Genomic DNA, 17878 nt, shown 5'->3' with positions numbered 1-17878 from the left:
TTCTTTCTCCACGGGCCCAGCGCCGCCCGACCAACAGGCCCTCCAGGGGGGCGCGAAGGCGGCGCGAGGTCGCGGCACGGCACGGGGCGGGAGAAAAAACCTGGGGCTGCGATGTCACACCGGGCGCGTTGGCGACACCTGTAGCGGGTGAAGGCCCAGCAACAGGAAGCAGGTGCAGACCGATGGCGGTGACCGCATGGCGCCAGGACCCGCAGGCGCGGCCGGCCACGACCGTAGCCGGCCGCTGGCGAGCCGGGCGGGCGGCCGCCGCGGCCACGGTGGGGCTCGGCGCGCTGGCCATCGCCGCGATCGGCGGGGTCGGCAGCTACACCGCGCTGCGCGCCATGGCCGTGCAGAAGGGCTTCGGTGCGTTCGCGACGGTCTATCCGCTGGCCCTGGACGTCGCGGTGACGGTCATCCTCTGCCTGGACGTGGTCTTGACGTGGCTGAAGCTGCCGTACCGGCCGTTGCGCTACACCGCCTGGCTGCTGACGGTGGCCACTGTCGTCCTCAACGGCGCCCTGGACTGGCCCGATCCCATCGGCACCGCCATGCACGCGGTCCTGCCGATCCTCCCGGTCATCGTCGTCGAGGCCGCACGGCATGCCCTGGCGGCGGCCAGCGGCACCGGCCGGCCCGAGGCGGTCCGGCTGATCCGCTGGGTGCTGGCGCCGCGTCAGACCTGGCGGATCTGGCGGTGCATGCAGTTGTGGCAGATCACCTCGCTCGCCGACGCGCTCGAGCGCGAGCAGCGCCGCGCGCTGATCGTCGCCGAACTGCGCGACCGCCACGGCCGCCGCTGGAGGCACCTCGCCGATGTCGCCGAACTGCGACCGCTGCGTCTGCTGCGCCTGGGGCTCCTGCAGCCCGACTCCACTCCCGCCTGCGAGAACCCGGCCGACCCGCTGCCGACGATCGAGCAGGAGAGCGCGCCGCCGCAGCAGCTCCCCCGCGCCGCAGACCCTGCCGGCGCCCAGACCGCCGAGCGGGCGCCGCATCCACCGTCCGGTCCATCCCCTGCGGCCGCCGACGCCTCCCGCGTCGCCCCGCCGGCCAACGGCGAGGAGAGCGCGGTCCGACCGGGCAGCAAGAAGCAGCGCGCCGAGGAGCTGTACCTGGAGCGGCAGGGCAACCACCGGCTCTTGACCCGGCGCGAACTCGCCGACCGCATCGACCTGAGCGAGGGCACCGCGCGCCGCTACTTCCTGGACTTCGAACGTGCCCACGGCGCCATCTGCGCCGATACCGTCACCCTCGAAAGGACCTCGTGATGTTCACCCCGAACGCCACCGAGCGTATGGCTGCTCGCGGCGTATCTGCCCTCCCCTGGCTGCGCCCCACCGCCATTGACCCGAAGACGCAGTGGCGCGCCGAGGCCCTCGGCAATCCTCCGAACTGGCAGTTGGCCATCGCCCATCCCCTCAGCACCACACCGTTTGTGTTGGACCACGAGGCGGTGCTGGACGGCCTGGAGGCCATCGCCCTGCGCGATCCCGCGACCAGCCCATGGGGCCCGGAGTTGACCTGCATCATCCAGGAGTGCGTGGTCGGGCGGTGCACGCTCGAGGAGCTGCCCGCCGCGGCGGCGGCTGCCATCGTCCTCGCGGCGCTGTACGGGCCCGAAGGCGCCTTCCTGGCCCACGCCGAATCGGTGCAAGGTTCGGCAGCGGAGCAGGACGAGGACGCGCCGGACATCGCACCGCCTTCGGCGGGCCCGGACGCGTGCCACCTGGGCGCATCATCACAAGGTGTGGCGGTGCGTTAGCAGCAGCCAGGCCATCCAGCCGGGCTACCGCACGGTGGAATGGTCCGGGTCCGGCGCAGGCGCTTCGCGGCAAGCCGTGGCTTCGCCATGCACTGGGGCGCCGTGACCAGACGCCTCGTGCCATCGGCGGCGGTGCTCGTGGGGCGAATGGGCGGACTCCAGGTGGACGGTCAGCTCGGCGACGGCCTGAGCGCGGGCACCGATGCCGGCGCGGTCGGCGGCCTGGCGCCGCTCGGCGTCCACCCCGATAGCGGCAGCACCCGCGGACCGGCGGTGGTTCGGGGGCGCGAGTGGTCACGGGTGCTCCAACACCCGGGCTGCGGTGATCGATACGCAACAGCTTCCGGGTGTCCTCACCGAAGGCCGTCGCGACGGGCGGTCGGGCGACGGGGAGCGGGCAGGGTGCCGCGGCCCATCAAACGGGCGGGGGCGCCGACCAGACGGGCTGCCTCGGTGGAGACTTCTTGGTAGCTGGCCCACCACCACTGCAGATAGGGAGTGCTGGCCGGCACCCACTCCCTCCCGGTCCACACCTGCTCCATCCACGCTGCTCCCGTACCCGCAGTACCGAGCGCCCACTGGTCCTGGTGCTCGCGGTTGCGATAGAGCACCAGCCGGGGTGCCTGGGGTCCCCACGGATGGTCCGGGCACGCCACCTCGAACGCCATCGGCTGCAGCACCGCCGGCGTGCCGTCGGTGATCTCCAGTGCGGCCGACTCATTGGGCGGTATGGCGGCGAGCGGGGGCAGCGCGGGGCCGCTGGTCTCGCGGTAGGTACGCCAGGTGTCGGCCAGCGCATCCGGGTGCAGCAGGGCCAGGTGCAGGCGCGGGCCGAGTCGGCTCGCCAGCAGCGCGGCCTCCACCGGCGGGTCCTCATCGTGAAGGTGGATCTCTTCGACCAGGGTGTGGGCCACTTCCGCGAAGTCCCGGAAGAGCAGCTCTACGGAGGCGCCCAGGCCGGTGCGTTCGGCGCCGACGGCGTGTTGGCTGGCGGCGATGACCAGCAGTCCGGTGCGGGGACCTTGGTGGTGGTCTTCATCGCCCTCGGTGGGCACGGCGCCGGGGCCGGTCGGCCAGTAGCGGTCGTCTGCCTCTTCACGCATCCACAGGCAGGTGTCGATCAGCAGCACGGGACGAGTGGCGCGTTCAGTGCAGACGTGTGCGTACAGCTGGCCGACGGTCAGCGGGATCGCGGTCATCGCGGTTACTCCTTGGCACAGTTGGCGGGGGGGGTGCGAGGTCTCGGTGGGACCACCGCGGTGCGGGGGCGTCCGGCAGGAGCGGCTCCCCCTTGGTCGGGGGTCCCATACCTGGTCACGAGGGCGCGGTAGTGGTCGGGCGCCCCAGGTCGGCCAGGCGGCGGCGCAGCCGTGCGCTCCATCTGGCAAGGAAGGCGGTGTCGTCGTCGGTGAGGGGGGTGCCGAGGTCGGTGACATACTCCATCCCGCAGTCGGCGGTCAGGTCGCACAGCACCACGGCCCGCGGATGGCGCTGCAGCGTCATGCGGAGGAAGGCGCGCGCCAGGTCCTGGGTGGAGATGCCGAACCTGCGGTGGATCGCCGGCAGGTAGCGGTTGATCGTCTCCGCGCGCTCGTGCCCGCCGCTCCGGACTCCTTTGTGTCCGCCATCGGTCACCACCGTCTGCGGGGCACGGGCGCCCCGGCCGAGCAGGAGGCCGTGGGCCAGCGGATCAGTGGCCAGGAGGGCGAGGCCGTGCTCACTCGCCAGGGCAACCGGATCCCATCCGGTCGGGCCGGGAGCGGTGAGGGCGTTGCAGTCGGCGACCAGGCAGGCGGGCGCCGCGGCGTGGATCAAGGCGTGGATCAGGGCGGGTCCGTGGATGGCCGTGCGGCTGCTGGGCCGGGGCGGTCGGTGAGGGGACTCGGGCAGTGCGAGGGCGAGGTGCTGGAACAGCCCTTGCTGATGCACGGCCTGCAACTGGGCGCCGATCAGGGCGGGTTCGGCGTGGGCGAGGTCGGTGACGTTCAGGGTGAGGATGTCGAGGTGGTCGGTGTTCAGCGTGGTCAGGAAGCGGTGGAGGCGGCGGCGGAAGGGGGTGGGTGCCCAGTGCGCATCCGGGCTGAGCATTCGGGTGGCGGGGATGGTGGCGGCCACCACGACCTGGTCGCGTACGACGTTGCGGAGGAAGTGGCCGGCCAGGCGCTGCGAGGCGGCGGTGGTGCCGACGTCAAGGACGGTGGCGCCCAGTTCGTAGGCGAGCTGCATCGTGGCCAGGGCATTGCGCTCGAGAATCCCGTCCCAACGCGGCGCCCCAGGAGGAGAGCCGGGCATGCGGCAGCGAAGGCCCAACGGGTGCGAGGACAGCCCCGCCGCCAAGATCCTCCGGCCGTGCGCGGCGGCGGCGCGGGCATCAACGTCCGCCTCCGGTGGCGACAGCGGGTGAGCGGTGCCCACGTCGTTCATCGACCGCACGCACGGATCGGCACGCACCCGCGCGTGGACCGGGGGCGGCCCGGTCAGTGGTGGTTCGGGGTGTGCGCGCATGGTGTGCCCTCCGATCCTGCGGTCGAGTGGGCGGCGAGGGCAAAAAGGTTCAGGGCACTCAACTCTCGCGGCGTGGGGCCAAGGGCGGTCCACTCCGTCGCGAGCGCACGGGGCTCGGCCGGCCAGGCGTAGGTGGGGTCAAGGCGGCGGATCGCGGCGGCCAGTTGGCTGTCGAGGGGGTGGACGGACAGGTCGCCGCTGTAGTCGGCGGCCGCCCAGGCCGCTGGGGTGTGGCCCAGCCCGCCGTCGCGGCGCAGGCAGGTGATCAGAGCGTGGCCGGTCATTCGCTCCAGCGAGCCGGCGCGGCGCAGGTAGAGGTGGGCTGCCAGCTGCAGCGGTTCCAGGAGACGTTCAAGGCGGGCTCGGTTCGCATCGTGGGGCGTCAGGTGTAGCACGGTGGCCGGCGCGGGGGTGCAGTGGGCGAGGGTGTCATCGGGTAGCTGGACCGCGCCGAACAGGCGGCACCAGAGGCGGTAGGCCGCTCGGGCGGTGACGGGGGCCGGGCAGGCCGTGCGGATCAGGGAAGCGGTGATGGCGTCCCACAGGCTGGGGTTGGGCACCCGGACCACCCAGGTGAGTCCCGAGAGCGCGTCGCGGACGGGCTGCGGCAGACGGGCGGGCAGCCGCGCCGCTGAGGTGCGGAACAGCGGGACTGTCGGCTTGAGGCGGGGATCGCTCTGCCGGGTCTGGTCCAAGATCCGGTCGCGCAGGTGCGCCCCGTCCCACTGCAAGAGCCGCAGCCGACCGTCGAAGAAGAGCAGACGCTCGGTATCCCCTTCGGCAGGCGTGTCCCAGCCGGGGTGGTCGGTGAGCAGCACGAGGGTCATCGGATGAGGCTCTTTCGGCGTGAGGGGAGATCAGGGCAGGTGGGTGATCAGGCCGGCGAGGATGCACAGCAGCCCGGCCAGGCTGCCGAGGCCGGCGCAGCCGAGGGTGGCGTGGCGCCGTGCCGCGTCCGGTGAGCGCGAAGCGTCCGGGTCGTGGGCCTGGGCGCGGCGGGCCTGGCGGCGGGCGTTGAGGATCGCGACGGCGAAGAAACCCGGCACGACCACGCGCATGAACAGGTAGTGGCAGATCATCAGCGGCTACGGCTTGAGGCCGACCCCTCCGTACATCGCCACCACGGCGTCGTCGGCCTCGGCCGTGTTGGCGTCGGGGGCGGGGTTCCAGCGGTGCACCAGCTTGATGCCGGGTGGGGCGATGTCCAGACCCGATCGGGTCAGCAGGTCGGCGACTTGGGCGGCGGTGCGCATCACCACCGGTATCCCGGCCTCGGTGTAGTGGCCGGCCACCCGATCGGCCGCGGCTCCGGCGGAGTCGGCGGTCGGCAGGGTCACGGCGACGTAGCTCTTGGGTGGTAGCGCCTGCACCAGGCCGCGCAGGATGTCGCGGGCCTGTTGCTCGTTCACGAACTGCAGCACGGCGAGAAGCAGCACCCCTACCGGCCGGGTCAGATCCAGGGTCTGCCGGACCGAGGGGGCGGCCAGCAGCTCCGGCAGGAGCCTCATGTCGGCCTGGACGTAGTCGACGCGGCCCTCGGGCGTGCCGCGCAGCAGGGCGCGGGCGTGGGCCAGCACGATGGGGTCGTTGTCGGAGTAGACCACCCGCGCCTTCGGGTACAGGGTTTGGGCGACTTCGTGGACGTTGGGGCTGGTGGGGATGCCGGTGCCGATGTCCAGCAGCTGGTGGATGCCGTGGCGGACCAGCCAGCGGGTGGCGCGGTGCATGAAGGCCCGGTTGGCGCGCATCGAGGACCGCAGGGCCGGCCAGGCCTGAAGCATCTTCTCCGCGGCGGCGCGGTCGGCGGCAAAGTGGGTCTTGCCGCCGATCACGTAGTCGTAGATCCGCGCCGGATGGGCCCGGTCGGTGTGCAGGTCGGTCGGCGTGATCGCGGGTTGGTCGTAGGGAGGCCAGCTCATCGGGAAACGTCCTTCGAAGTCGTCGTCGTGCGGTGAGGGTTGGTGGGAGTGGGGCCGCCGGCCCCTGTGGGGGGAGCCGGTGATGGAACCGGCAAGGGGCCGGCGGCCCCGAGGGGGCGGGCCGTCGATGGTCGAGGGCGACGGACCGCCGTCTGGAGGGGGAGCCCGCGGTGGGGCGGGCTCCCCGTCTGGTGGTGGGTCAGATGCGGTCGAAGTACCGGAGCCGCTCCACGTCGCTCACCTGGCCGGTGAGGGCATCGAGTTCGGTCTGGGCGACCTGGACGAGGTGTCCGATCACGTGCCGTCCGAGCAGGTCCCGGGGCGTCGTCTCCTGGCGCATCCGCGCCAGCGCCTCCGCCAGGCTCCCGGGCAGCGGCGCGAGCGCGGCATCGGTGTAGGCGTTGCCCTGGACCGGCGGGGGCGGCTTGGCCGGACCCATCAGCCCGTAGCGGATGCCCGCCAGGACGGCGGCGAGCGCGAGATAGGGGTTGGCGTCCGCGCCGGCGGTGCGGATCTCCAGGTGCCGGTTCGGGCCGTGCCCGGCGATGCGGATCGCGCAGGTGCGGTTGTCCATTCCCCACGAGGCGGCGGTCGGGGCGAAGCTGTCTGGGACAAGGCGCTTGTAGGAGTTGGGGGTTGGGGCCCACAGCGGACCGGTCTCCGGCAGGATCTCCAGCAGACCCGTGATCGCCTGAAGTGCCTGGTCCGACAGCTCCCCGTCCGTGTCCGCGAGCACGGGATGGTCGGGTTGGCCGTGGCGGGTCAGCGACAGGTGCAGGTGCAGGCCGGAGCCGACGCCGGTCTGCGGCGCGGCCATGAAGGTCGGGCTGAGTCCGAGCTGGGGACCTAGGGTGCGCACCGCGTGCTTGAGCAGCAGCAGCGCATCACAGGCCGCCACTGCGTCCCCGTGCCGCAGGGCAACCTCGACCTGCCCCAGTGCGGCCTCGGTCTTGAGTGACTCCCAGGGCAGCCCGGTGTCGCCCAGATGCCGGCGCAGCCGACGCACGAACGCCGAAATCTCCGGCGGGTGGTCGAGGGAATAGTCCAGGTTGTGACGGGCCGCCGGCACCAGATGCCCGAAGCCGTGCTCGGCGTTCTGCTCGTAGGTGCCGCGGTAGCAGGTGAACTCGATCTCCAACCCGACCGAGGGGATCAGGCCGTGCTCAGCGGCGAGCAGCGCGAGCTGCTCGCGCAGGATCTGACGCGGCGCCACTTCCAGAAGCGACCCATCGGCCCGCACGGGGTCGGCGAACACCAGCGCGGTGTGCGGCATCCACGACAGCGCGGTGACGGCTTCGCGGTCCGCGCGCAGCACCATGTCGCCGTAGCCGGTGCTCCAGGAGGCGAACGCCACGTCGTGGCCCGGAGCCATGTCCAGGTCGGTCGACAGCAGATACGCGCAGGCCTCGGCCGTGCCCGTGAACTCGTGGGCGGCGAAGTCGGTCGCGTCGAACAGCTTGCCCTTGAGCCGGCCGAAGACGTCCGGGACGGCCAGCAGCACCGTGTCGATGCGTTCGTTGCTGATCAGGGCGTCCAGATCCTCCACGAAGGTGCCGCCGTAGCGGGCGCGCGGGGACTCGGCCATCACACGACCTCCTCGACAGCCATCGGATCCTCCGCCTTGGCGGCCGGCAGGGCGTAGGTGCGGCGGCCGGTGACCAGCCACATCACCACCGCGAGCAGCAGGGCTGCGGCCAGGGCGATCGGCGCGTAGTTGAACGACTTCGGCGTCACCGGGGAGCTCTGCGGCAGGCAGAACAGCACGGTGACGACCACCACCCAGCAGATCGCAATGATGTTGATCGGCGCCGACCAGCGGCCCAGCGACCACGGCCCCGCCTGGAACCGGCGGCCTGCCCGCCGGCGCAGGATGACGGGGATGATGTAGGCCGGTGTCATACCGAGCACGTTGATCGCGGTCACGGCGCCGTAGGCGGTCGTCGACCACAGGGCAGGCAGGGCGAGCACCGCGGCCACGGTGCAGCCCAGCCAGACCGCCCGGGTGGGGGTCTTGGTGCGCGGGCTGACGTGGTGCCAGAAGCCGCTGCCCGGTAGGGCGCCGTCCCTCGAGAACGCGAAGATCATCCTCGCGGTGGCGGCGGTCTCGGCGTTCCCGCAGAACAGCATGGCCGCGATCACTACGAGCAGCAGCAGTTTCGCGCCGGTGGCGCCGAGTGCGTCCAGGAAGATCTGCGCCGGCGGCACCCCCGTTGAGCTGCCCACGGTGCCGGTGTAGTCCTGGAGGGCGAACAACAGCCCGGCCAGCAGCGCGAACCCGGCGATCCAGGAGACCCAGATGCTGCGGACGATGCCGCGGGCGGCCTCGCGGCGGGCGTTGGTGGTCTCCTCCGACAGGTGCGCGGAGGCGTCGTAGCCGCAGAACGTGTACTGCGCCAAGAGCAATCCCAAGCAGGCGACGTAGAGGTTGTTGTGCCAGCCGGTGCCGTTGACGGTGTGGGCGAACACGAAGCCGGGAGAGCGGTGGTGGGCGGGGATGACGGCGAGCAGGAAGACGATGATGAGGACCCCGAACAGGTGCCACCACACGCTGATGCTGTTGAGGATCGTCGTGATACGGATGCCGGTCAGGTTGATCAGGACGTGCAGCAGCAGGATGGCAGCGAACAGCGCGAAGGTGCGCCCCGGCGCGGGGGTGAGGTCCCACTGGATCTGGGCGAAGGCGCTGACGAAGGTCGCGGCGCCGAAGTCGATGCTGGCGATGCCGCCGAGCAGGCCGAGGAGGTTGAGCCAGCCGGTGTACCAGCCGGCGGCTTTGCCGCCGAGTCGGTCGGCCATGTAGTACAGGCCGCCGCTGGTGGGATAGGCGGATGTGACTTCGGCCAGGGAGGCGCCGATGGTGAGGACCATGGCGCCGACCAGCACCCAGCCCCACATCATCACCGCGGGGCCGCCGGTGGTCAGCCCGAAGCCGAACAGCTGCATGCAGCCGGAGATGACGCTGATCACGGAGAAGGAGATGGCGAAGTTCCCGAAGCCGCCCATCCGGCGGTCGAGGACCTGCTTGTAGCCGAGTTCTCTTAAGTACTGCTCCTCGGACTTCGCCGAGGCGGACTCGTAGGGACGGGACATCGAAACGGATACCTCCGTGCAGGAGAAAGTCGTGCGGGGACAGAGATGGCGCCGTGGGATGCGCCTGAGGTCCGGCGTTGAGCGGGGGTCCGCGGGCGGCACCAGGCCCGGTCACCACTGCTGCTGCCCGTCGGCGGCCTCGGCGGCGCTATACGCCTGCTCGCGGGCTCGGCTGATCTCGTCCGCGATCAGTTCCGGGCGGGGAGCCAGCTGGGCCCAGGGCTGGGAGTGCGCATAGGGCCCCATCGCGGCGAACACCCGCGCCGCCTCGGCCAGGCGGTCGGCGCGGGTCAGGGCGTAGGCCAGGTGCGACAGGTCCGCGATCGACCGGGTTCGGCCGTAGGCGAACCACTGATTCAGGGCCCGGTCGGTATCCGCGCGCACCTGCCAGGCGCCGCGCCAGTGCGAGCGGGACAGGTCCGCCACCCCGGGCCGGGAGCCGTGCTGTTCGGAGGCGACATGCCCATACAGGGGCAGGACCAGCGGAGCCGTTCCGGGCAGGGCAACCTCGGCGGCCCATTGGGCGAACTGGTAGGCCGCACCCGGCATGGAGCGGCTGGACCAGAACTGGAACATCCTGATGTACGCCTCGCGGTTGAACGGGTCCCGCGCGTGCGCTTCGTTCAGCAGCCGCCAGGGGCCTGCGGGCAGCAGCTGATCGGGGCCGGAATGCTGATGCTCGGGCTGCCCGGGATCGAGCTGGGCCAGCGTGAGCAGGCAGATATAGGGCAGCGGATCACTCGGCATGCGCTGCACGATCGCCCAGGCGGCCTGCTCTGCCTCCGCGCGCAGCCGGGGGGCGTCGATGTGCTGCATCCGGTGGAAGGAAACGGCCCGCTCGGCGGCCACCCGCATCGCCATCACCTGCGCGTCGGGGTTGTGGGGTTCTTCGGCGAGCCAGGAGGCGACCAGGTCGGTGCGGCGCGCGGCGGCGGCCAGCACCTGAGTGCGGGAGGCCCGCAGTCCCCAGTCGGTTCCGGTGGCGGCCAGCAGGTCCCGCGTCAGCACCCAGTGTCCGACGGCGGCTTCGGCCAGCGCCGCGCGTAGTGCCGCATCGGGGCCGGCCGGGTCGAACAGCACCCGCTGCTCGGAGCCGGGCTGATGCGCGGGTCTCGTCGGCGCCATCAAAGGTCCTTGTCGAAGGGGATGTTGGAATCGGGGTCGGCCGCCAACCCGATGCGGGAGCAGGCCGGCTGCGAAGCGGCCCACGGCCGGCCGGCTGTCCGGTGCGCATGCGGCGGGAGCGAGATCTGGAGCGGCCATGGGCGATCACGCCTCCTTCACGGTGTCGCGGGCCAGCGGGTGGATGCTGGCGGGCAGCGCGGCGCCGGGATCCGCGGGCTCGGCGTCTTGGAGCAGCGCGGCGACGATCTCGGCGAGCAGGTCAGGGTCGGTCAGTTCGCCGCTGCCGTCTGGTGGGTTGAGCCAGTGCCGGCCGGAGCGGGTGGTGCCGGGTATCGGCACCAGCAGGGTGGTGGCCGCCGCCCGGTCGTAGGCGCTGCCGCCCGCCTGCCACGATCCGGCGGTCCCGGGTGGGATGAGGATGTAGACCGAGCCGGTGTCGCTGTCGGCCAGGAGCGGTCCCATGGCCGCCTCGCGCTGCTGCAGCTGCTCCAGCACCCGCGTCCCGACCGGGGCGGGCACCTTGAGGACGTCGAACAGGGTGCCGACGACCAGCGGGGACTGGCCGGAGTTGGCGAAGTCCTCCAGCACCAGGGCCGGCAGCGTGCTGGTGGCGGCAAGCCATCGCAGCGCGTTGGCGATCGGATCGGGACGGTTGGAGGCGCAGTATCGGCGGGTGTTCATCACCCCTCCTCGCTTTCGGGGCTGCGGTCGGCGGCGGCGTGGTCGCCCGGCCTGGATCGCGCCGGATCCAGACCGGTGGGGGAAGACGGGGAGACAGGAGTCGCTGGACCGATGTCCACACTGTCGGGTGGGGGCGGCCCCAGGCATACGGCGGTGCGCACGCGGCGCGCCCCGGCGGCCTCCAGGGTGCGGCGGGCCGCAGCCAGTGCGTGTCCCTCCGGATCGGTCCAGGCGATGACCAGGACGTCGGCGTCCGGGACGGGGCCCACCGCGCCGAGGTTGCGTAGTTCGCGGTAGGCCGGAGGCTCATCGGCCTCAGGGGTGGTGGGGTCCAGCTGCCCGGGGTCGAACGCTCGGACCCCGGCGACGGCCAGCCGGTCAGCGATCAGTACGGCCGGAACCATGCCATGGCGCAACACCCCGACCACGAGCGACGGCTGACCGTCCGCTGCGATGCGTAGGGCCAGTTCCGCGGCCATTTCCTCCATATGCGGCAGGCTCACCCCGCCGACTTGGCCTGCATCGTGCCGGCCGTTCGGCTTCCGGCCCTCCGGTCCGAGGGGAAGTCCATGGGCGGGTGCTGTGCGACGCCTTGTGCTCACGGCTGCAAGCCCACCGGGGCTGCGGCCGGGCCTGTAGGGGATGGATCGCTCAACTTCCTCAACTTCCCGCGAACCTGCGCATTCGGCTGAAACACGCAGGCAGACTGAGGGGCATTGACGCAGCCTCAGCAGGAAGGGGTCGCTATGGCGCCGCGTCGCGTGCGCGAGCCGAACCTGCTGCTGGCGCAGCTGCTGGCCGAGGCCGGTTGGAGTCCCGGCCGACTGGCCCGAAAGATCAATGCGGTGCTGGGGGCCGGGACCGTTGCGGAGACCGCCCCCTATCACTGGCGCGACGCCGGAGCCGTCCCCCGCCCTCCGCTGCCGGACCTGACCGCGCGCCTGCTGGGCGACCACCTGGGCCGGACGGTGCTCGCACGCGACCTGTGGGGTCGCGACCGCGAGGCGATCCGACGGCTGCCGGAGGCTGCGGACGGCCTGGTGCAGCCGTTCACCCGAGACGGGCTGGACCACATCGTGGAGACCTGGGTGGCCGAGGCATTGACCGACCGGCACACCGTGCTGGCCGCGACCGGTGCCGGCCTGCTGGCCGCCGTCGCCGTCTACCTCGACGCCACCGTGCCCGCCCCCCGCGGCCGAACAGGGGCACATCCCGACCTGCCCGCCGCCGGCCCCCTGGTGGACCAGGTCGAAGCCGCCCTGCCGCTGCTGCAGCAACTGGATGACGAGCAGGGCGGCGCCCGCCACCTTCCCTACGTCGGCGCGCAGATGCGCGCCGTCGCCCTGCTGATCAAAGACGGCGGTCACCGACCGCACATCGAGACCCGCCTCATCCAGGCCCTCGCCGAGATCGGCCAGCTCGCCGGATGGATGGCCTTCGACGCCGACCGGCACGGACTGGCCCAGCGCTACTTCATCTCCGCGCTGCACGCTGCCGACGCCGTCGCGGATCGCGCCCTGGCCGCCCACATCCTTGCCGACCTGGCCTTCCAGGCCGCCAGCCGCAACCATGCCGCCGACGCCCGCGCGCTGAACGACGCCGCCGAACGATCCGCCCGCGCCGCCGACCAGGCCCGCACCCTGCTCGATGCGCCGCCGCAGCAGCAGGTTGAGCCACGGTGGATGTACTACCTGTCCCCGAGCCACCTCAACGCCCAAACCGGCTACGCCCTGATCTGCCTCGGCCGGGCCCAACTGCACGACGGAGCACGGCCCGCGGCCGCCCGCCGCGCCCTCAGGCGAGGTACCGCACTGCTGGCCACCGGCGCCCACAACATCGGCCCCACCACCTACGGCCAGCGGCGCGCCCTGTACGAAGGAGCGTGGCTGGCACTCGGCCAGCTGGCCGCCGGCGAGCTGGAGGCCGCGTGCGCCACCGCCGAAGGTGCCCTCGCCCGCTTGGAGAGGGTCAACTCGCCCCGAAGCGCCAGTCTGCTGGCCCAACTGCACAACGAGTTGACCCGCCGCACACGCAACCCGTTCGCCGCCGACTTCGCCCCCCGCCTCGGCCGCGCGCTCGACCTCTACCACCGGCAGCATCCCGCGCGTTAGCGTCCCGGCATGAGCCCCAGCCGCGTGATCGTCCTCGGAGCCGGCGTCATCGGCCTGACCACCGCCGTCGTGCTCGCCGAGGCCGGCCGTCCCGTCACCGTCGTGGCCGCGAAGTTTCCCGGTGCCACCTCGGCCGCGGCCGGGGCCAGTTGGGGCCCCTACCTGGTCGAGCCCGCCGACCAGGTCGCCAGGTGGAGCAGCCACTCCCTTGCGGTGTTCACCGACCTGGCCACCGCCGCTCCCGGCAGCGGAGTACGCCTGGCCTCCGGCACGGACGCCTCGCGCGGCGTGTCCACCGCGCCCGCCTGGGCGCGTACGCTCCCCGGATTTCGGCCCCTTCGGACCGAGGAACTGCCCGCCGGCTTCGCCAGAGGGCACCGTTACACCACACCGCTGATCGATATGCCCCGCTACCTGCGCTACCTCGCCAAACGAGCGGCCGATGCCGGCGCGGTGCTGGTCCGCGACACCGTCAGCGGCCTCGCCGACCCCGCCGCCCAGGCCGAGTCGATCGTCAACTGCACCGGGATGGGCGCCCGCACGCTGGCCGACGACCCGACCGTGCGCCCGATCCGCGGCCAGCACGTCGTGGTCGCCAACCCCGGCCTGATCGACTTCTTCGAGGAGGACACCGGCACCTCGCCCGACCTGCTGTGCATCTACCCGCACCGCGACACCGTGGTACTGGGCGGCACCGCCATCGACGGCAGCGCCGACACCGCCGGCGATCCGGCGGCAGCCAAGGCCATCCTGGAGCGTTGCATCGCCGTCGAACCCCGACTGGCCGGGGCACCGATCCTTGAGCATCGGATCGGGCTGCGCCCCACCCGCCCCACCGTTCGCGTCGAACGCGAAGGCAAGATCGTGCACAACTACGGACACGGCGGCGCCGGCGTCACCCTGTCCTGGGGCTGCGCCGAGCACGTCCGGGCACTCCTCCAAACCTGAGCAGCCCGTGTGGACCAGCCCATTCGGCACCCCGCCGAGACGGGCATCGTGGTCGCACTCACCGCCGCGACTTGGCGTCGCGAGCCTCATGGTTGGGGCCAGCCGGGCGTCTGGCTCCGGTGGTCACCGACAACGGCGGCCAGGACCTGATGCAGCACCGCCGGGTCGGTGGCCGACAGGCCGCCAGGCGGCACCAGCCAGTCGCGGCCCCGCACGGTGAACCCGGGCGGCGGGCACAGCACGACCTCATTCGCGGCAAGGACCCGGACCCCGGCGGCTGCGGGCCAGGCCAGGCGTTCGGCGGCGCGCGCCGCCAGCAAGAACACCACGGCATGCGCGGCCGCGTCGTTGAGCACGGGCCCGATGGGCTCGCGCCGCCCCTGCAAGCGCTTGATCACTGGGTGGAAGAACTCGGCCGGCAGCGAGACTCCGCTGAAGACGTCGCCCACCCGCAGCGCCACCAGCCCGCTGCTCGTGCTGTAGCTGCGGTCGGCGGCCTGCAGCAACCGCAGGAACTCCCGCCAGTTCACCGCCCGAGCGGCCAGGTGTTGGTTCACCGCCGGGCCTCCAGGGAGTTTGGCCGATACGGCGTGAACGGCAGCAGCGCGCCGACGCCGAGGGTGCGCTGCACACCGGCGAGCACCGCAAGCCCTTTGGCCAGGGGTCCGAGGGCCCAGCGGTGGTTGTCGACGATCATCGATTGGCCGGGCATCACCTCCACGTCCTCCTGCACCTCGCAGATGGCGTCCTCCACCGCCGCCAGATGCCCCTGCACAGCGGGGCTGAGGTCCATCCGGGCTGCTTCCTCCAGGCGGAACACTGCACGCCGGGAGGCCATCGGCGTGATGATCGCCGAATAGTGCGCCGGCCCCGGATAGGTCAGCACGGTGCGGCACGGCGTCGTGGTCGGGAGGTGGCGGAACTTCGCGCTGCCGGGCCGGGCCAAGGAGTTGGCTGCGCCGGGACAGGTGCGCTTCAGGTGCGCTATCAGGGCGGCCCCGTCCAGCACGCGGCAGGCAATCGGCGCCTCGGTCCTGGCGGCATGGGTGACGACCAGAATCCGCGGCGGTATCGGCAGGTGAGCCTGGTAGCTGCGCAGGCCGATCGGATCGCCCCGGTCGATCGGCACCAGTTCGGTCGGGTCGCCCAGACCGGAAAGCGAGGTGAGCACCGCGCCGGCCAGTCGGCGCTGCATCTCCGCACTGCGCCCGCGCACGCGGGGCACGGTCACCAGGCCGTGGATCCGGAGCTGCTCGACGGCCTGGGCGCCGAAGTGCTGGCCGCGGGCCAGCTGGTGGTCCTCAATCAATGAGCTCATCACGATCTCCGGGGGATGTGGGTGTCGAGCGAAGGAGGGAGGAAGGGAACGGGAAACCGGGTTCGATGCCGTCCTCGTTCCGGTCGCCGGCAACGACCGCGACGGTGGCCAGCTGGCCGGTGACCGTCGCGGTCGGATAGCGGTGGTTGTCGATCAAGAGGGCGTGGCCCGGGGGCAGCGCGAGGGCGCGCTTGCGGCGACCCAGTTCACGCCGCAGGCAGGTGAGCACCACCCGCTCGGACGGCGTGAGATCGGTCGGGGCCATGGCGGGAAGGCGCAGCAGGGCGCGTTGGTGCGCCGGCGCGGTCACGATGGGCCCGCCGAGGTCAGGGCGGAGCCAGCGGTCCGGGTCGGTCAGCAGCTCCAGAGACCACGGCTGGCGGTAGTTCAGGTGCAGCAGGGCGCGGCGGGCATCGGCAAGCGCGAAGACTGCGGGCTGCATTGCGATGCCCAGTTGAGCCAGGAGCATCAGCTGGGGCGGCTTGGCGCGGTGCGGCGCGGCGGTCGTGAACCGCCGGTGGGGGCGGGGCCCGGTCGGCCCGGGGACAACCGGCATCGGGGCGTATTCCGCCATCGCCTCGGCGGCGAAGGCGTGGGCCTCGGGGATGGTTCGCAGGCCGGTGATCGCCACGATCCCGGCGTCGACCATGAGCCGGACGCTGCGCAGCGGGGTTCCCGGGTGGTGGGCGTCTAACTGGAGGCTCACGGCTGGCTCGATCCAGGGGAGTTCGGGGCGCTCGTGGCAGCGCGGGGGTGCGGTGCTCGGCGCGCGGGGCGGGCGATGCGTACCTCGGCCCACACGCGGGCGCGGTGGGTGGTGTTGTTGTCGGCGTAGCCGAGCCGTCGCGAAAGCTCGCCGGCCTCGGTCAACGTGCGGCGCAGTTCGGCCTGGTCGGTGGTGGCCGCGGGCAGAGCGGCATCGATGGTGATGCGCACGAAGTCCGCGCCGATGGCCAGCTCCAGGCGAGCGGGGCGGTGGGGGTGGCGCAGCGCGGTGTGCCGGGCCAGGAGCGCGGCGACCGTTGCTGCGGCCGTCTTCCCGCGGCGTCCGTGCAAGGCGGCCAGGGTGAAATTGCTGGCAGCCTCGGGGTTCGCCTCGCCCGGCATGGCGCAGCATCGGGTGCACAGCTCGCCGTTCCCGGCTCCCGGGGTGTCAGCGGAGGGTCGCGGCGGCAGCAGTGCGGGGCTCATCTCGGCTCCCCCACTTTCGCGGTGGTGCTCCAGAACGCGCCTGCGGCGGTGATGCGGTGCCGGATGCGGGCGCAGGTGATCGGGCTGGCGGTGACCGCCCAGGTGTCGCAGGTGAGCAGGCCGTCCACCCGGTGGCAGCCCGCTGCCTCGATGTGGGCCAGTACGTCGTTCAAGCGCGGCTGGTCGAGCAAGCCGTGCGGGATGCGGTCGACGTACTCGCCGGCCACCCGCCAGCCGTGGCCGGCTGCGTGGCGGCGGCAGTCCTCCAGGTAGTGCTCCACCGGCCCGGACGGGGTGGTGCGCGCATACAGGGCGACGCGGACCGCGCGCTGCGGCGCGTGCCGGCGATAGGCTCGGCCGGCCAAGGCCCCCAGGGCGCCGGGCAGTTCGGCGGCCGGGCGGAGTGCGGCCAGCAGCTGGGCCCGCGCCGCGGTCGGGTTGGTGAGGACCGGTGCGGGGGTCAGCCACGGGCTGTGCTCGCGCGGGGCCGGGTCGGGCAGGTACACCTCGCTCCCCGGTTCGGGGGCCAACACCAGCGGATGCAGTTCGGCGATCTGCAGGCCGGGGCTGGCGGCCCAGGTGGCCAGCGAGCCCGGCGGCAGCAGGAGAACGAACAGCTGGGTGTGCGGCTCGTGGTAGGCGGCGGCCCGCCAGCGCAGGCCGGCCACGACGCTTCGGCAGACCTCGCGGCTCACCCGCAGGACATCGACCGTCTCGCCCACGCGCACGCAGGCGACGCCGTCTCGGTCCCAGGAGCGGGCCGCCACCATCCGGGCGTGGCCGGCGGCATGGGCCAGCAGCGGCTCGCGGTGCGCAACCGGCGCCGTCATCGCCGGGCCTCCCGAGCGCCGTTGCCGTCAGCGGGGCGGGCGGGCGAGCCACCGCGAAGACGGTCCCCTTCCGGTGGCGTGCTGCGCGCGGGTGCTGCGGCGATGCCCCCTGGGCCAGGGGTGCGGTGCGGTGGCGGCGCGCTGAGGTGTGTCGGGAGCCGACGCTGCATCAGGACCTCCACGCGATGGCGCGATCTCCAGTGATCGCACTGGGCAATTCAGACCGGTCTGATTGCTGATAGCGGCAGGATCGCATATCCCTGACTCCGAAAAGTGCGATTCGCAGATCTCTTGCCGCGACGGCACGGCAGACTGACAGTGAATGCACTCGGGCGAGGAGGCGTGATGGCGGGAGGCAGTCCGCAGAGCAGCAAGCGCAAGGAGCGCCTTGGCCG

At 72.3% G+C, this 17878-nt stretch carries 19 protein-coding genes; 4 read left to right on the top strand and 15 right to left on the bottom strand.

Annotation, left to right across the window (positions count from 1 at the left end):
- Positions 1–182: 182 nt before the first annotated feature.
- Positions 183–1271, top strand: coding sequence for a DUF2637 domain-containing protein (locus BIV57_RS13575; RefSeq protein WP_071657036.1), 1089 nt, complete (start codon positions 183–185; stop codon positions 1269–1271).
- Complete coding sequence (locus BIV57_RS13570; RefSeq protein ID WP_071657035.1) at positions 1271–1765, top strand: hypothetical protein; 495 nt, start codon at positions 1271–1273, stop codon at positions 1763–1765. The genes BIV57_RS13575 and BIV57_RS13570 overlap by 1 nt, the downstream gene beginning before the upstream one ends.
- A gap of 353 nt (positions 1766–2118) precedes the next feature.
- Here BIV57_RS13570 and BIV57_RS13565 read toward each other — a convergent pair whose 3' ends face one another.
- From BIV57_RS13565 to BIV57_RS13520, 10 genes are all read right to left on the bottom strand, one after another.
- Complete coding sequence (locus BIV57_RS13565; RefSeq protein WP_071657034.1) at positions 2119–2964, bottom strand: hypothetical protein; 846 nt, start codon at positions 2962–2964, stop codon at positions 2119–2121.
- Between the two features lie 115 nt (positions 2965–3079).
- On the bottom strand, positions 3080–4057 hold the full coding sequence (locus tag BIV57_RS13560) for an aldo/keto reductase (protein WP_265736993.1): 978 nt from the start codon (positions 4055–4057) through the stop codon (positions 3080–3082).
- A gap of 185 nt (positions 4058–4242) precedes the next feature.
- Positions 4243–5097, bottom strand: coding sequence for a hypothetical protein (locus tag BIV57_RS13555; RefSeq protein WP_071657032.1), 855 nt, complete (start codon positions 5095–5097; stop codon positions 4243–4245).
- Positions 5098–5127: 30 nt separating this feature from the next.
- Entirely contained in the window at positions 5128–5349 is a 222-nt protein-coding gene (locus BIV57_RS13550; RefSeq protein ID WP_071657031.1) for a hypothetical protein, read from the bottom strand.
- Between the two features lie 6 nt (positions 5350–5355).
- Entirely contained in the window at positions 5356–6189 is an 834-nt protein-coding gene (locus BIV57_RS13545; protein ID WP_071657030.1) for an SAM-dependent methyltransferase, read from the bottom strand.
- 199 nt (positions 6190–6388) lie between these two features.
- The gene (locus tag BIV57_RS13540; protein WP_071657029.1) at positions 6389–7774 is read right to left on the bottom strand and encodes a glutamine synthetase family protein; all 1386 of its coding nucleotides are present in this window, start codon (positions 7772–7774) and stop codon (positions 6389–6391) included.
- Complete coding sequence (locus tag BIV57_RS13535; protein ID WP_071657028.1) at positions 7774–9279, bottom strand: amino acid permease; 1506 nt, start codon at positions 9277–9279, stop codon at positions 7774–7776. The genes BIV57_RS13540 and BIV57_RS13535 overlap by 1 nt, the downstream gene beginning before the upstream one ends.
- Before the next feature lie 111 nt (positions 9280–9390).
- On the bottom strand, positions 9391–10404 hold the full coding sequence (locus tag BIV57_RS13530; protein WP_071657027.1) for a hypothetical protein: 1014 nt from the start codon (positions 10402–10404) through the stop codon (positions 9391–9393).
- 144 nt (positions 10405–10548) lie between these two features.
- A complete protein-coding gene (locus tag BIV57_RS13525) occupies positions 10549–11085 on the bottom strand; it encodes a hypothetical protein (protein ID WP_071657026.1) in 537 nt (178 codons plus the stop codon).
- On the bottom strand, positions 11085–11573 hold the full coding sequence (locus tag BIV57_RS13520) for a phosphoribosyltransferase (protein WP_071657025.1): 489 nt from the start codon (positions 11571–11573) through the stop codon (positions 11085–11087). The genes BIV57_RS13525 and BIV57_RS13520 overlap by 1 nt, the downstream gene beginning before the upstream one ends.
- A 258-nt stretch (positions 11574–11831) precedes the next feature.
- Between BIV57_RS13520 and BIV57_RS13515 the strand changes: the two genes are divergently transcribed.
- The gene (locus BIV57_RS13515; RefSeq protein ID WP_071657024.1) at positions 11832–13196 is read left to right on the top strand and encodes an NsdA family TPR-like regulatory protein; all 1365 of its coding nucleotides are present in this window, start codon (positions 11832–11834) and stop codon (positions 13194–13196) included.
- A 9-nt stretch (positions 13197–13205) separates the two neighbouring features.
- A complete protein-coding gene (locus tag BIV57_RS13510) occupies positions 13206–14144 on the top strand; it encodes an FAD-dependent oxidoreductase (RefSeq protein WP_071657023.1) in 939 nt (312 codons plus the stop codon).
- A gap of 86 nt (positions 14145–14230) precedes the next feature.
- Here BIV57_RS13510 and BIV57_RS13505 read toward each other — a convergent pair whose 3' ends face one another.
- Genes BIV57_RS13505 through BIV57_RS13485 form a run of 5 tightly spaced genes read right to left on the bottom strand, consistent with a single transcriptional unit; the run spans position 14231 to position 17483 of the window.
- Positions 14231–14701, bottom strand: a complete 471-nt coding sequence (locus BIV57_RS13505; RefSeq protein ID WP_071657022.1) for a hypothetical protein — start codon at positions 14699–14701, stop codon at positions 14231–14233.
- Positions 14698–15462 carry a hypothetical protein gene (locus tag BIV57_RS13500; protein ID WP_139275652.1) on the bottom strand — a complete coding sequence of 255 codons (765 nt, stop codon included), beginning with the start codon at positions 15460–15462 and terminating at the stop codon, positions 14698–14700. The genes BIV57_RS13505 and BIV57_RS13500 overlap by 4 nt, the downstream gene beginning before the upstream one ends.
- Positions 15446–16111, bottom strand: a complete 666-nt coding sequence (locus BIV57_RS13495; RefSeq protein WP_139275651.1) for a hypothetical protein — start codon at positions 16109–16111, stop codon at positions 15446–15448. Before BIV57_RS13495 ends, BIV57_RS13500 begins: the two co-directional genes overlap by 17 nt.
- A gap of 53 nt (positions 16112–16164) precedes the next feature.
- Entirely contained in the window at positions 16165–16653 is a 489-nt protein-coding gene (locus BIV57_RS13490) for a hypothetical protein (RefSeq protein ID WP_139275649.1), read from the bottom strand.
- Positions 16650–17483 carry a recombinase family protein gene (locus BIV57_RS13485; RefSeq protein ID WP_071657018.1) on the bottom strand — a complete coding sequence of 278 codons (834 nt, stop codon included), beginning with the start codon at positions 17481–17483 and terminating at the stop codon, positions 16650–16652. Before BIV57_RS13485 ends, BIV57_RS13490 begins: the two co-directional genes overlap by 4 nt.
- Positions 17484–17878: the final 395 nt, after the last annotated feature.

The organism is Mangrovactinospora gilvigrisea, from assembly GCF_001879105.1.
Classification (GTDB): domain Bacteria; phylum Actinomycetota; class Actinomycetes; order Streptomycetales; family Streptomycetaceae; genus Mangrovactinospora; species Mangrovactinospora gilvigrisea.
The sequence above is the reverse complement of the archived record's forward strand: the minus strand, read 5'-3'. Positions and strand labels throughout refer to the sequence as shown.